The 13,179-nt window shown below is 60.6% G+C and carries 14 protein-coding genes; 12 read left to right on the top strand and 2 right to left on the bottom strand.

What is annotated here, in order from left to right:
- Nucleotides 1-13: 13 nt before the first annotated feature.
- Nucleotides 14-1,369 (bottom strand): aldehyde dehydrogenase family protein, encoded by a 1,356-nt coding sequence (locus GYM47_RS13455; protein ID WP_153842588.1) that lies wholly within the window; start codon nucleotides 1,367-1,369, stop codon nucleotides 14-16.
- A gap of 173 nt (nucleotides 1,370-1,542) precedes the next feature.
- Here GYM47_RS13455 and GYM47_RS13450 point away from each other — a divergent pair, with 173 nt between their 5' ends.
- The 12 genes from GYM47_RS13450 (at nucleotide 1,543) to lpxL (ending at nucleotide 12,220) form a co-directional block, all read left to right on the top strand.
- Nucleotides 1,543-2,691 carry a GNAT family N-acetyltransferase gene (locus GYM47_RS13450; protein WP_153842589.1) on the top strand — a complete coding sequence of 383 codons (1,149 nt, stop codon included), beginning with the start codon at nucleotides 1,543-1,545 and terminating at the stop codon, nucleotides 2,689-2,691.
- Between the two features lie 82 nt (nucleotides 2,692-2,773).
- Entirely contained in the window at nucleotides 2,774-3,130 is a 357-nt protein-coding gene (gene ftsB, locus GYM47_RS13445; RefSeq protein WP_139526492.1) for a cell division protein FtsB, read from the top strand.
- The gene (gene ispD / locus GYM47_RS13440; RefSeq protein ID WP_153842590.1) at nucleotides 3,130-3,840 is read left to right on the top strand and encodes a 2-C-methyl-D-erythritol 4-phosphate cytidylyltransferase; all 711 of its coding nucleotides are present in this window, start codon (nucleotides 3,130-3,132) and stop codon (nucleotides 3,838-3,840) included. The genes ftsB and ispD overlap by 1 nt, the downstream gene beginning before the upstream one ends.
- Nucleotides 3,840-4,328, top strand: a complete 489-nt coding sequence (gene ispF / locus GYM47_RS13435) for a 2-C-methyl-D-erythritol 2,4-cyclodiphosphate synthase (RefSeq protein ID WP_153842591.1) — start codon at nucleotides 3,840-3,842, stop codon at nucleotides 4,326-4,328. The genes ispD and ispF overlap by 1 nt, the downstream gene beginning before the upstream one ends.
- Nucleotides 4,321-5,361, top strand: a complete 1,041-nt coding sequence (gene truD / locus GYM47_RS13430; protein WP_153842592.1) for a tRNA pseudouridine(13) synthase TruD — start codon at nucleotides 4,321-4,323, stop codon at nucleotides 5,359-5,361. The genes ispF and truD overlap by 8 nt, the downstream gene beginning before the upstream one ends.
- A 24-nt stretch (nucleotides 5,362-5,385) precedes the next feature.
- Nucleotides 5,386-6,132: a 5'/3'-nucleotidase SurE gene (gene surE / locus GYM47_RS13425; protein ID WP_153842593.1), complete on the top strand. Its 747-nt coding sequence runs from the start codon at nucleotides 5,386-5,388 to the stop codon at nucleotides 6,130-6,132.
- A complete protein-coding gene (locus tag GYM47_RS13420; RefSeq protein ID WP_139526497.1) occupies nucleotides 6,119-6,796 on the top strand; it encodes a protein-L-isoaspartate(D-aspartate) O-methyltransferase in 678 nt (225 codons plus the stop codon). Before surE ends, GYM47_RS13420 begins: the two co-directional genes overlap by 14 nt.
- The gene (locus GYM47_RS13415) at nucleotides 6,793-7,758 is read left to right on the top strand and encodes a DUF368 domain-containing protein (protein WP_139526498.1); all 966 of its coding nucleotides are present in this window, start codon (nucleotides 6,793-6,795) and stop codon (nucleotides 7,756-7,758) included. The genes GYM47_RS13420 and GYM47_RS13415 overlap by 4 nt, the downstream gene beginning before the upstream one ends.
- 28 nt (nucleotides 7,759-7,786) lie before the next feature.
- Nucleotides 7,787-8,827, top strand: a complete 1,041-nt coding sequence (locus tag GYM47_RS13410) for a peptidoglycan DD-metalloendopeptidase family protein (protein ID WP_153842594.1) — start codon at nucleotides 7,787-7,789, stop codon at nucleotides 8,825-8,827.
- A gap of 150 nt (nucleotides 8,828-8,977) precedes the next feature.
- Entirely contained in the window at nucleotides 8,978-9,952 is a 975-nt protein-coding gene (gene rpoS / locus GYM47_RS13405; RefSeq protein WP_139526500.1) for an RNA polymerase sigma factor RpoS, read from the top strand.
- Nucleotides 9,953-10,192: 240 nt separating this feature from the next.
- Nucleotides 10,193-11,293 (top strand): alanine racemase, encoded by a 1,101-nt coding sequence (gene alr, locus GYM47_RS13400; protein ID WP_153842595.1) that lies wholly within the window; start codon nucleotides 10,193-10,195, stop codon nucleotides 11,291-11,293.
- A gap of 12 nt (nucleotides 11,294-11,305) precedes the next feature.
- Complete coding sequence (gene lpxL, locus GYM47_RS13395; protein ID WP_153842596.1) at nucleotides 11,306-12,220, top strand: LpxL/LpxP family Kdo(2)-lipid IV(A) lauroyl/palmitoleoyl acyltransferase; 915 nt, start codon at nucleotides 11,306-11,308, stop codon at nucleotides 12,218-12,220.
- An 82-nt stretch (nucleotides 12,221-12,302) separates the two neighbouring features.
- Here the strand turns inward: lpxL and speD are convergent, their stop codons facing one another.
- Complete coding sequence (speD, locus tag GYM47_RS13390; RefSeq protein WP_044629679.1) at nucleotides 12,303-13,097, bottom strand: adenosylmethionine decarboxylase; 795 nt, start codon at nucleotides 13,095-13,097, stop codon at nucleotides 12,303-12,305.
- Nucleotides 13,098-13,179: the final 82 nt, after the last annotated feature.

Below are 13,179 nucleotides of genomic sequence, written 5' to 3'. Positions count from 1 at the left end.
TAATCCCCTAGCTTTAACCAAGACGCAGCAAATGCAGCAGCCAGCGATGATAGGGCGGTCTTAACCAGCCGCTATTGGAGCGCTTGGGCTGGTAGAACACGCTACGTTGATGGCTAAAGCGTTCAAACCCGTGGCGGCCGTGGTAAGCGCCGCTGCCACTCTCGCCAACGCCACCAAAAGGAAGAGTCGGTACGGCGTGGTGAAGGAGGGTCTCATTGAACACCAACGCCCCGGAACACGTTTGATGGCGAAGCGTCTCCTGCAGCGCCTTCTGGTGGGTGAAGGCATATAGCGCCAAGGGGCGAGGGCGTGCATTGATCAGCCGAATGGCATCATCGATATGTTTGACGCTGATCACCGGTAGCGCCCGCCCAAAGATCTCCTCTTGCATGAGCGATAAGCTCTGCTGCGGGTCGATGACCAACGCCGGCGCGTGGGGTCCGTGTTCGAGCACGCGACAACCGCGCGCTCGGGCATCATCGAGCAGCCGTTCGATTCGTGCGTGGTGGGCGTCGCTGACGTAGCCGGTGGCGTCTTTGGCATCGGGTCGCTGGCGGCGAATGGCTCGTTCCAAGGCGTGGGTTAGAGCGTCCAAGCGGCGGCTCTCAACGATGACGTAATCCGGCGCGATACAGGTTTGTCCTGCGTTGAAACCTTTACCGAAGATAATCGCCTCAGCGGCGCTGTCGAGGTCCGCATCACTGGCCACCAGCGCTGGTGATTTGCCGCCTAGCTCCAACGTGACCGGTGTTAGGTTGGCGGCGGCAGCCGTCGCGACCTGCCTGCCTATCTGGGTCGATCCGGTAAACACCAGATGGTCGAACGCCAGCGCGCTGAACGTCTTGGCGACGTCGGCCCCGCCCTCGATCACGCAGAACTCCTCTTGCGTGAAGTGTTGGGGAATCAGCTTGGCGAGCAGTGCGCTGGTGTGCCGCGCGTGTTCGCTGGGTTTGAGCATCACCGTGTTGCCAGCCGCTAGCGCATCGATGGCGGGCATCATGCTAAGGCTCCAAGGATAGTTCCAGGGAGACATTACCCCCACGACGCCCAGCGGCTGAGGAGCGACTCGGGCGCGCGCTGGCCAGAGCCGCAGCGGAACGCGTGCGCGACGAGGGCGCATCCAGTGCCACAGGTGGCGGCGCGCATAGCGAGCGGCATGAAGGACGGGAAGAATTTCAGCGAGATGGATTTCGATTTCGCTGCGCTGGCCGAAATCGAGCTGGATGGCTCGCACGATGTCGTGCTGATGGCGTTTCGTCATGCGGGCGAGGCGCGCCAAGCGCTCGCGCCGTACGCCCAGCGTGGGAAAAGGCGCCGGGCCTGCCGCCTCGCGCTGCGCCTGTAACGTATCCGTTAAATCGCGATTCATGGCCTCTCCTTAGGGGTATACTGACTGCCGACGATACGCAGGGCCAGGCGACCTTGAAACGCTGTTTGAGCAGGATCGACAATTGTTTACAAACTAGGCGCTTCACACGCGTCAGCGGCCGGAGTGGTACAGTAAGGCATACGCCATCTGTGCCAGTGTGCCAGGGAGATGTTATGCCTTCTCGTCCGCTCTCCTACTCCATTCTACCTACCATCGAGGCCGTTGCGGCAAGCCAGTGGGATGCGCTCGGGTCTGACGAACAGCCTTTTTTACGTCACGGGTTTTTACACGCGCTGGAGGCCAGCGGCTCCGTCAGCACGGCCACCGGCTGGGAGCCTTGTCATCTGTGTGTCTGGCAGGGCGAGGCGCTGGTGGGTGCGCTGCCAATGTACCGTAAGTACCATTCCTATGGGGAGTACGTGTTCGACTGGGGGTGGGCCGACGCGCTGGAGCGCGCCGGCGGCGATTATTACCCCAAGGCGCTGAGTGCGATACCTTTCACGCCAGTGCCAGGCCCTCGTACCTTGATCGCGCCAGACGCCGATGCCGACGCCGTTCGAGCCCAGTTGGCGATAGGCTGGCGGGAGCAGTGTGACACCCTGGCGCTGTCGAGTTGGCACCTGCTGTTTGCCGAAGAGCCGGAAGTCGAGGCGTGGCAGCGCCAGTGCCCTGATCTGATCGCTCGGGAAGGCGTACAGTTTCAGTGGCGAGATCGTGGTTTCGGTGATTTCGAAGGCTTTCTCGCCAGCCTCACTTCCAAGCGGCGGAAAATGATCAAGCGTGAGCGGCGTTTAGTGGCCGACCAGGGCATTACCCTGCACCGTTTGGAAGGCGGGGAGATCCGCGATGTCGACATGGCGCATTTTTACCGCTGCTACACCATTACTTACCACGAACGCGGACGCCCGCCCTACCTCAATCACGCCTTCTTCGAACGTTTGCGTCACGTGATGCCCGAAGCGCTGATGCTGGTGCAGGCGCGGCTAGCGGGGCGTCCCATCGCCGCAGCGCTCTACTTCCAGGGAGGCAAGACGCTCTACGGTCGCTACTGGGAGAGTGAGGTCGTCGCCGACTGCCTGCATTTCGAAGCGTGCTACTACCAGGGCATCGACGCGTGCTTGGCAAAGGGCATGACGCTATTCGATCCCGGCACCCAGGGCGAACACAAGCTCGTACGGGGGTTTGCTCCCCAGCGGGTTCGTTCGCTGCACTATTTGGCCCACCCGGGGTTGGCCGCTGGCGTGGCGCAGTTTTGTCAGCAAGAGGGTGTCCATATCATGGCCTATCGCCGCGCCGCCGAAGATGCTTTACCGTTTAAGTAACGCCTACCGCGTCGCGGCTCGCTGGACTCTACCCTTAATGGCATAATGCGCGCCGTTTCCGTTTTCACGAAGGATGTCTGGGATGCACAAATGGCTCGTGGGCCTGCTACTGACCGTGTTGGGGTTGCTACAGTACCAACTTTGGCTGGGCAACGGCGGCTGGCAAGATCTGCAGCAGGTGGAGCAGCGGGTGGCCCTGCAGGAGGCGGCCAATGATCCGCTGCGTGAACGCAACGCACGGCTGGCGGCGGAAGTCACCGATTTGAAAACCGGGTTGGATGCCATCGAGGAACGCGCCCGCAGCGACATGGGCATGGTGCGCACCGACGAGCAGTTCTTCTGGGTGCCGGGCGTGGCCATCGAAAACGAGTTGGTCGGCATTCATGCCGGGCTAGTCGCTCAGCCCGGTGTCATTCCAGCCGACGGTGAGAGCGAGTGATGCAGACCTCGCCGCTTTGGCTCGTTGTGCCTGCGGCCGGGCAGGGGAAACGAATGGGCGCCGACAAGCCCAAACAGTACCTTCCCCTGGAAGGCCAACCCATCTTGGCGCACACCCTTGCACGTCTGCATGATGCCTTCCCTCAGGCGCATTTAGTGCTTTGCCTGGACCCAGAGGATCACTGGTTTCGGCCAGACTGGGTACCGTTCACTCACTGGCAGCAGGTGCCCGGCGGTATAGAACGGATGGATAGCGTGATGAACGCACTGGAGGCCATCGCGGCCAACGACAGCGACTTGGTCATGGTGCACGACGTCGCGCGACCTTGTATCACCCGCGCCGATCTGCACGCCTTGTATCGGGCGGCCCAGTCTCATCCCAGTGGTGCCCTGCTGGCCATGCCGGTAGCAGATACCATGAAGCGCGATCAGGGGGACCAACTAAGCCACGCCACCGAACCCCGTGATGGCCTGTGGCACGCGCTGACGCCGCAAGGGTTTCGCTATGCGCTGCTGAGGCGCGCGCTGACCAAGGCCCAGCAGCAGGGCACCCTGGTCACGGATGAAGCCTCGGCCGTCGAGGCGTTGGGGGAAGCTCCCCAGCTCGTTAGTGGGCGGCGCGATAATATGAAAGTCACCCACCCTGACGATTTAGCGTTGGCAACGGCCATCATGGCAGCCCAGCGCAGCTCAAGTAACAGGAGTTTCTAATGCGAATTGGCCACGGCTTCGATGTACACCGCTTTGGGCCGGGTGATCATTTGATGATCGGTGGCGTCAAGCTGCCGTTCGAACAGGGCTTCGTTGCCCACTCCGATGGCGATGTGCTGCTCCACGCCATCAGCGATGCGCTGCTCGGCGCCTGTGCGCTGGGCGATATTGGCCGCCACTTTCCCGATACCGACCCGGCATGGAAAGGCGCGGACAGTCGCGGCTTACTTCGTCATGTGGTCGCGCTGGTGAGGGACGAAGGGTTCGACGTCGTAAACCTGGACGCTACCATCATGGCGCAAGCGCCCAAAATGGCGCCGCACATCGAGGCCATGCGTGTCGCGATTGCCGAGGAAATAGGCGTGACGCTGGGGCAGGTCAACGTTAAAGCCACCACCACCGAACGTCTTGGCTTTACCGGGCGGGGGGAGGGGATCGCCGCCGAAGCGGTGGTGCTGCTGGCCGCGCAAGAGGCATCGAATGCTTGATCTCCCCACCTGGCAGCGCAGCTTGACGCCAACATTCGGCGTGCCTGCGCCCGGCCAGTATCGCGCTCGGCCGGAAGACTTCATCGTCGATGAACAGCTCGACTTTACCCCGGAGGAACACGGCGAGCATCTGTGGCTACGCCTTGAAAAGCGTAACCAAACCACGTTAGATGTGGTGAAACTGCTCGGCCGTTTGTGCGGTGTCACCCCGCGCGATATCGGCTACTCCGGTATGAAGGATCGCGTGGCCGTTGCGCGCCAGTGGCTGAGCGTTCATCTGCCCGGTCGCGAAGCGCCTGAGGACTTAACTGCCACGCTCGGCACAGCGGGCGTCACGGTGCTGGCCATGGCGCGTCATCCGCGAAAGTTAAAGCGGGGCGTGCACCGCACGAATCATTTTACGCTGCGCCTAAGTGGTGACGCGGTTCGCCCAAACGATTTATTGCCGCGTTGGGAAGCGCTCTGCGCCCAAGGAGTCCCCAACTACTTTGGCCACCAGCGGTTTGGCGCTGGTGCGCGCAATCTGCAGCGCGCCGCTGCCGTACTGGCCAAAGGTTGGCGCAAACGCGATGATCGCCAGGGGATGATGCTTTCGACCGCGCGCAGCTTTCTGTTCAACGAGCTGCTCAGTGCCCGACTGGCAGACGGTAACTGGTGCCAGCCCGTCGCGGGCGATACCTTGATGCTCGATGGCACGCAAAGCGTGTTTACCATCGATGACGTCGAGGAGCGCTTGGTGGCACGCGCCGCCGCGCTGGATGTTCATCCCACAGGCGTTTTGTGGGGTGTGGGCGGCGGGGCAGGCGGTGACGCGGGCCGTTACGAAGCGCAATTGGCGGCACGCCATCCCGCACTGTGCGCCGGCCTCGAGCAGAGCGGCGTCAAACGTGGACAGCGTGCGCTGCGTGCCCGGCTGATCGCGCCTCAGGCCACCTTCGAACAAGAGTCCGTGCTACTCTCGTTCGCGCTGCCCCGGGGCAGCTTCGCGACGGCGGTGATTGGCGAATTGATTCATCATCCCGACACGGCTTGACGCCGAAGTAAAAAGGAGGTTCTGATGCGGCGACTGCTGCTTTCCAACGATGACGGCGTCCATGCTCCTGGCTTACGTGCGCTCTACGAGGCGCTTTTGCCCCATGCCCATTTGCGCGTGGTCGCCCCGGATCGCGACCGTAGCGGCGCAAGTAACTCGCTCACGCTGTCGCGTCCGCTGTCGCTTACCGCGCTAGAGAACGGTTTTTACAGTGTCGATGGCACGCCCGCGGACTGCGTTTATCTGGGCGTCAACGGCGTGTGGGACGAGCGTCCGGATCTGGTCATCTCGGGTATCAATCATGGCAGTAACCTGGGGGACGACGTGCTTTACTCGGGCACGGTGGCCGCTGCGATGGAGGGACGCAATCTCGGCATGACGGCCATCGCCATGTCGCTATGCGGCACCCAACACTTTGCCACGGCAGCCAAGTTTGCTGCCAGCTTGATCGGCGCGGCCGACCAGCTCTCGCTGCCGCCGCGCACGCTGCTGAACGTGAACGTGCCAGACGTTCCCTGGGAAGCGATCAAGGGTGTCAAGGTCACGCGTCTCGGCTATCGCGGGCCCGCAGAAAAACCGGTGCCCGTCAAAGATCCCCGAGGGCGTACGCGCTACTGGATCGCGCCTGTGGCGGCGAATGCCGATGACGGAGAGGATACTGACTTTGCCGCCGTCGATGCAGGCTATGTGTCGATCACGCCGCTGCAAACCGATTTAACGCGCCACCCGGCGCGTCGTGATGTGCAGGATTGGTTGGATGCCTTTGCCTGATCTATCCCCTAGGGAGCTGCGCGGGCGGGGCATGACCTCTCAGCGCACTCGAGATCGTATGATCGAGCGCCTGGTCCAGCAAGGCGTGAGCGACCCGCGCGTACTGGACGTCATGGCCAGCGAGCCTCGCCATCTGTTCGTCGACGAAGCGCTGGCCCATCGCGCTTATGAAGACACCGCACTGCCCATTGGCTTCGGCCAAACGCTGTCGCAGCCGCTAACGGTGGCGCGCATGACGGAGTTAGTGCTGCGCGCATCGCCCCGGTGCGTGCTAGAAGTGGGCACTGGCTCAGGCTATCAAACACTGATTCTATCGCGGCTGGTAGAAACGCTTTACTCCGTGGAGCGAATCTATACCCTGCACGAGCGTGCCGCCGAACGTCTTTGGCGGCTGCAAGCACCGGCCACGCTGGCCGTCGCCGATGGCGGTGAGGGGTGGCCGGAAGCAGCCCCTTTCGACGTCATCCTGCTCACCGCTTGTGCGCAAACGCTGCCTGAGGCGCTGCTGGAACAGCTCCGCCCCGATGGCGTGATGATCGCGCCGCTGGAAGAGCCAGACGGCAGCCAGTGGCTGACCCAAATCAAGCGGATTGGCTCCGCCTTCGAAAAGCGCCGCTTAGAACCCGTGCGTTTCGTACCTTTATTGCAAGGAGTGGTGGATTGAAGCGTCGACCCCTAGGACTGTTTTTGCGAGGCGCTGGGATGGGCGCGGCCGATGCCGTTCCCGGCGTCTCGGGAGGCACGATTGCCTTTATTACCGGTATTTACGAAGAACTCATCGATACCATCAAGCAGTTTGGCCCCAGCGCCCTTGGCGCATGGCGCCGCGGCGGCTGGAAAGGGCTGTCGCAGCATTTGAACGTGGCCTTTTTGCTGCCGCTGCTGCTGGGTGTGGCGGTCAGCTTGTTCAGCGTTGCCCACTTGGCGCTGTGGCTGATGGAGGCCTATCCGCTACTGTTGGAAGGCTTCTTTTTTGGGCTGGTCGCGGCGTCGGCCTTGGTGGTCGGTCAAGCCGGTGATCGATGGAAAATTTGGTACTTGCTGCCGCTGCTCATCGGCTTGATGCTCGCCGAATGGTTGCCGAGCCTAATGCCGCTGGTGCTCATGGTGGGTAACGAGTCGCTAGTCGTCATCCTGGCGGGTGCCATTGCGATCAGTGCCATGTTGCTGCCCGGCGTATCGGGCAGCTTTTTACTGCTGACGATGGGGCTCTACGGCACCATCATGGGGGCTATTCGCAGCTTCGACATCGGTATTATCATACTGTTTGGAATGGGCTGTGTGGTGGGGCTGGCACTCTCGTCGCGCCTGCTATCGTGGCTGCTACGGCGCTACCATGGCGCGACGTTGCAGCTGCTGCTGGGCTTCATTATCGGCTCGCTACCGGTTCTCTGGCCCTGGCGTGAACTGTTACGCTACCAGCTAGGCCCCGATGGGCAGATGATCCCGCTGGCTTACCGCTATTTGTTACCCAGCGATTACGCCGTGCTGACAGGGGCGTCGGCACAGGTAACTGGCGTGATAACGTTGATGGTCGTCGGTGCGCTACTCGTCGTAGCGCTCAACCGGCGTGCGGCCACTCATGCCCAGCATCACTCGACAGATAATCGTTCCATTGATCGTTAGCACGGCGTTGAACAGGAGTAGGGTTTCCATGCGTAAGGTTTTTATGATGACGGTGCTTGCACTGGCGGTGAGTGGCTGTGCCAGTCAGCAGTCCAACACCCCCCAGGTGCGCGATTTGAGCGACGCACGCCGTGCGGTGGAAAACTCACCACAGTACACCGTCAAAGCAGGCGATACGCTCTATGGCATCGCGTGGCAGCACAATCTGGACTATCGCCAGCTCGCCGCCATCAACAATATCGACGCGCCTTACCAAATTTATCCTGGTCAAACCATCGCTTTGCGTGAAGGCGCGGGAGGCATGTCGACTGCGTCTGGCGGCAACGCGTCACCCGCTTCGACCAGCGGTGCCGTTGCTACGGGGCTACAACCACAAGCCACTGCCGTGGCGAGCAATGACCAGGAACTCGACTGGCTGCTGCCGGACGAGAGTGCCATCGAGCGCAACCAGCGGCTAACGGCAGAGCGTGCGGAGCGCACGGCGGTCGAGGCGTCTCAACAGGTCGCTGCCGCTACCGAGGCGTCTGAGGTGGCTGCTCCCCAGCAGCCAAGCACTCAGCCCGAGCAGGAGCCCGAGCCCGAGCGGGCACCCGCGCCGGAACCTGAGCCGACACCCGCCGCCGCACCAGAGCCTGCCGCTGAGCCGGCTCAAGCTGCCCGCACCGATCGTTCGTCACGGACCTTTACGCCTGCCGAAAACATCGACTGGCGCTGGCCCACCGACGGCCAAGTGACCGGCGAGTTCGGGCAAGGCGGCAGCATCACCGCTGGGATTGATATCGCCGGACAAAAGGGGCAACCTGTCCGTGCTGCAGGTCCTGGGATCGTGGTCTACGCCGGTAGCGGCGTACGCGGTTACGGTAACCTAATACTACTGAAACACAACGATCAGTTTCTCAGTGCCTACGCACACAATGATAGTTTGAGCGTAAAAGAGAATGATGTCGTCGAGGCTGGTGAAGTCATCGCCACGATGGGCGATAGCGATGCAGATGCCGTCAAACTGCATTTTGAGGTGCGCCGCGATGGCCAGCCGCAAAATCCGTTGGACTATCTGCCCTCTCGCTAGTCATCCCTTGGCGGGTGTAAGGTAGACCTGCCAAGACTACCCGAACAGCTGATTCAGGGCGTCATATAACAATAAGGTGCACGCGCACAGGAAGTGCGACCACCCTTACTTTTCTACATGGCGGATAGGCGAAACCACGGGGGTATGACCATGAGTATGCTGGAGAAGGACCTACAGGAGATTGACCTGGATGAAGTTGAAGAGGCGTTGGATGACGCCGATGACGACGCCACAGCCGAAGAGGATGCGTTCGAAAAAGCGCTAGGCCGTGAAGATCGTCAATCGACTCAAAGCTTGGACGCGACACAGATCTACCTCAATGAGATTGGCTTTTCTCCGCTACTGACGCCGGAAGAAGAAGTGTATTACGGACGCTTGGCGCGTAAAGGCGATGCCCTGGGACGTTCGAGGATGATCGAGTCGAACTTGCGCTTGGTGGTTAAAATTGCCAGACGTTACTTGAACCGGGGGTTGACGCTGCTCGATCTGATCGAAGAAGGTAATCTTGGTTTGATCCGTGCGGTAGAGAAGTTCGATCCCGAACGGGGTTTTCGCTTCTCGACGTACGCCACATGGTGGATTCGCCAGACCATCGAGCGTGCGTTGATGAATCAGACGCGCACCATTCGTCTGCCTATCCATGTGGTTAAAGAGCTGAATATTTATCTGCGCGCTGCTCGTGAACTGACCCAAAAGCTGGACCACGAAGCCACCGCCGAAGAGATTGCCGAACATCTCGACAAGCCGGTCGAGACGGTCAAGAAAATGCTCGGGCTGAACGAACGAGTATCGTCGGTGGATTATCCCATGGGAGGCGAAAGCGACAAGCCGCTGATCGATACGCTCACCGATGATGAAGTACTCGGCCCGGAAGCCTGCTTAGTGGACGGCGACGTGCGTGAGCACGTAGACCACTGGCTGGATGAACTGAGCGAGAAGCAGCGAGAAGTCGTGGTGCGTCGCTTTGGTCTACGCGGCCACGAGGCGGCAACGCTAGAAGAGGTGGGTGCCGAAATTGGTCTCACCCGTGAGCGGGTGCGTCAAATCCAGGTAGAAGCGCTAAAGAAGCTACGCCGCTCGCTGGAAAAACAGGGCCTCTCTCTCGACGCGATTTTCGAGAGCTAGGCGATCGTCGTGAGTCGCGTCAGCCGTTCTGGCCAAGCCTAGGCACGCAGCACAGATAGCGCACCGAGTGACCCACTCGGTGCGCTGTTTTTGGGCGAAAGGTTTTCCACCGCTGCCGGGCGGGACGCTTGATCGTGTCAGCATTGTCCATCCGCCAGCGGCATTACCTGCCCATGCAGGAGTGAATGAGAGGGTGAACGAGATAGTGAATGAAATGGTAGATGAAAGAGCGAGAATGCCATGCGCCCGCTAGTGGCCCATATTGATTTGGACGCCCTGCGTCACAACTATCGACTGGCGTGTCGCTGCGCCCCGCAAAGCCGCTCGGTAGCGGTGATCAAAGCCGACGCCTATGGGCATGGAGCACTGGCCTGCGCCCGTGCGCTGGAAGCCGACGTCCCGGCCTTTGCCGTGGCGTGCATCGAAGAAGCGTTGAGCCTGCGTGAAGGCGGTATCCAAGCCCCCATTGTCCTGCTCGAGGGTATCTTCGACGCCGACGAGCTGGCCCTGGTAGATGAACACCGTCTGTGGATCAGCGTTCATAGCGCCTGGCAGGTAGAGGCGCTGCTGTCTTATTCGCCCCGGCAGCCGATTCCTGTTTGGCTGAAGGTGGATTCCGGCATGCACCGGCTGGGGTTCTCGCCCGAGCAAGTGGCCAGCGTGTGGCAGCGGCTGGTCGACGCACCCCAGGTAACGGCGCTGCACCTTATGAGCCACTTTGCCAGTGCCGATGCCCAAGACCCTAGCGTCTTCAACCAGCAGATGCGCGTGCTGCAAGGGCTAGCGGATGAACTGAAGGCACCGCTGTGTTTGGCCAACTCTCCGGCGACGCTGGCCTGGCCAGTCGCTCACGGTGATTGGAATCGCCCTGGGGTGATGCTCTATGGCAGCGACCCGCTGGAAGTGGCCAACGACGTCACCCGCCAGCTACGCCCGGTCATGTCGTTACGCTCGAAAATCATCGCGCTGCGCGAACTCGATACCGGCGAGCAGGTCGGCTACGGCGGGCGCTGGAAGGCCCCGCGTCCCTCCAAGATTGCCGTGGTGGCGGCAGGGTATGGCGATGGCTATGATCGCCACGCGGTCGACGGCACGCCGGTGCTAGTCAATGGCCAGCGCTGCCCGATTGCTGGAAAGGTGTCGATGGACATGCTGACGGTGGACGTGACCGATGTACCCGAAGCGGCCATTGGCAGTGAAGTGGTGCTATGGGGAGCAGCCAGCAATGGCGCCGTACTGCCGGTGGATGAGGTGGCCCGCTATTGCGCTACCATCAGCTATACACTGCTCACCGGGGTGCTGCCTAGAGCTCCTCGGCGTTATCATGGGGCTAACGTTTGAACGGTTATCGGTATGTCTAACGCGTCTAATCCGCGCTCCTTTGCGCACCCTCGTTACTGGCCAACATGGCTGGCGATTGGCCTTATGTACGTGGCCGCGTGGCTTCCTTGGCGCGTGAAGCTCTGGGTGGGGAAAGCGATTGGCCTGCTGGCGTGGCGCTTCGTGAAGCGTCGTCGGCACATCACCGCCACGAACATCGCGCTCTGCTTTCCAGAAAAAAGCGCCGACGAGCAGCGCCAACTGGTCAAAGAGACCTTCATTGCCAACGGGATCGGTTTGGTCGAAACCGCAACTGGCTGGTGTCGTGATGCCGAAGGGCTGCGTCATCGAGTGGCCTATCACGGCCAAGAGCACCTTGCACGCGCTAAAGCCCAGGGCAAAGGCGTGCTGGTGGTGGGTATCCACTTTTCGACGCTGGACTTAGGCGGGGCGTTACACTCGCTGTTCTTCCCGGCAGATGTGGTTTACCGCCCCCATAACAACCCGCTCTTCGAGCGATTCATGACCCGAGCACGTTCACGCATCTTTGGCCAAGCCATTGATCGCCATGACCTGCGCGGCGTGGTGCGCCGCATCAAAGCGGGGCACATCGTGTGGTACTCACCGGATCAGGATTTCGGCCGCGATGTCAGCGTCTTTGCGCCGCTGTTTGGTCAGCCGGCGGCGACCATCCGTCTCACCTCGAAAATCGCCCGCATGACGGGCGCCCCCGTCGTTCCGCTGATGTTCCACCGCAACCCGGATAATCGCACCTACACCATCGAGTGTTTGCCGGCGTTCGAGGAGTTCCCTAGTGGGGATGAAATGGCCGATGCCTCGCGGGTGAATGTCTTCATCGAGCGGGCGATACGCAAACATCCCGAGCAGTATCTATGGCTGCATCGGCGGTTCAAGACTCGCCCAGAGGGCGAGGAGAGTGTTTACTAGCCATCGCTGCCCAGTCAAGGTAAGAAAAAAGCTGCCCGCGGGCAGCTTTTCATTGGTATCGAGGCGGTCTTACAGCCATGTATTAGTCGAGGTTGCGGGAGTAGAAAATTTCCAGCATCTCTTTGCGCAGACGGCTTTCGATGTCTCGTGCTTCTTCGAAGGTGATGTCGCGACGTGAGGTGCCGAACAGGTAGTTATCCAGTTCGAAATCCTTGAGCAGCATCTTGGTGTGGAACATGTTTTCTTGATACACATTCACGTCAATCATCTGGTAGGCCTGCTTGGTATCTTCTGCCAAGTAGTCCTGAATGGACGTGATATCGTGATCAATGAACAGTTTTTTGCCATCCACGTCCCGGGTAAAACCACGTACGCGGTAATCCATGGTCACGATGTCGGAGTCGAAGCTGTGGATCAGGTAGTTCAGCGCTTTCAGCGGGCTGATATGACCACAGGTCGAGACATCGATATCCAAACGGAAGGTACTAATGCCGTTGTCCGGGTGCGATTCTGGGTAGCTGTGCACCGTCACGTGGCTCTTGTCCAGGTGCGCGACCACGGTTTCCGGTAGCGGGCCCGGCCCCGGCTCGGTTTGACCCGGCGTGGGTTCATCCAGCTCGTGCTCGGCGATCAGGATGGTGACGCTCGCCCCGTGGGGTTCGTAATCCTGGCGTGAAATATTCAGCACGTGGGCGCCGATGATATTGGTCACGTCCTTGAGAATCTGCGTCAAACGTTCGGCGTTGTAAAGCTCATCGATATAGTCGATGTAAGCCGCACGCTGCTCTTCGGTCTTGGCGTAACAGATGTCGTAAATATTGAAGCTCAACGAGCTGGTCAGGTTGTTGAACCCGTGGAGTCGGAGATTATCTGACACGTCCGAACCTCCCTATGGCAGATGAAGACACCCCGACGATCCAGCGCCGGAACCGATAAACACTTGTTACCGTGCTGAAGCA

Origin of the sequence: Vreelandella piezotolerans (assembly GCF_012427705.1) — a bacterium.
Classification (GTDB): Bacteria; Pseudomonadota; Gammaproteobacteria; order Pseudomonadales; family Halomonadaceae; genus Vreelandella; species Vreelandella piezotolerans.
This window is presented reverse-complemented; position numbering and strand designations above follow the sequence as displayed.

What these genes read in the sequence shown, in the direction of transcription:
- GYM47_RS13455 (WP_153842588.1), bottom strand. Translation starts at nt 1,369, where the DNA reads ATGAATCGCGATTTAACGGATACGTTACAGGCGCAGCGCGAGGCGGCA.
- GYM47_RS13450 (WP_153842589.1), top strand. Translation starts at nt 1,543, where the DNA reads ATGCCTTCTCGTCCGCTCTCCTACTCCATTCTACCTACCATCGAGGCC.
- ftsB (WP_139526492.1), top strand. Translation starts at nt 2,774, where the DNA reads ATGCACAAATGGCTCGTGGGCCTGCTACTGACCGTGTTGGGGTTGCTA.
- ispD (WP_153842590.1), top strand. Translation starts at nt 3,130, where the DNA reads ATGCAGACCTCGCCGCTTTGGCTCGTTGTGCCTGCGGCCGGGCAGGGG.
- ispF (WP_153842591.1), top strand. Translation starts at nt 3,840, where the DNA reads ATGCGAATTGGCCACGGCTTCGATGTACACCGCTTTGGGCCGGGTGAT.
- truD (WP_153842592.1), top strand. Translation starts at nt 4,321, where the DNA reads ATGCTTGATCTCCCCACCTGGCAGCGCAGCTTGACGCCAACATTCGGC.
- surE (WP_153842593.1), top strand. Translation starts at nt 5,386, where the DNA reads ATGCGGCGACTGCTGCTTTCCAACGATGACGGCGTCCATGCTCCTGGC.
- GYM47_RS13420 (WP_139526497.1), top strand. Translation starts at nt 6,119, where the DNA reads ATGCCTTTGCCTGATCTATCCCCTAGGGAGCTGCGCGGGCGGGGCATG.
- GYM47_RS13410 (WP_153842594.1), top strand. Translation starts at nt 7,787, where the DNA reads ATGCGTAAGGTTTTTATGATGACGGTGCTTGCACTGGCGGTGAGTGGC.
- rpoS (WP_139526500.1), top strand. Translation starts at nt 8,978, where the DNA reads ATGAGTATGCTGGAGAAGGACCTACAGGAGATTGACCTGGATGAAGTT.
- alr (WP_153842595.1), top strand. Translation starts at nt 10,193, where the DNA reads ATGCGCCCGCTAGTGGCCCATATTGATTTGGACGCCCTGCGTCACAAC.
- lpxL (WP_153842596.1), top strand. Translation starts at nt 11,306, where the DNA reads ATGTCTAACGCGTCTAATCCGCGCTCCTTTGCGCACCCTCGTTACTGG.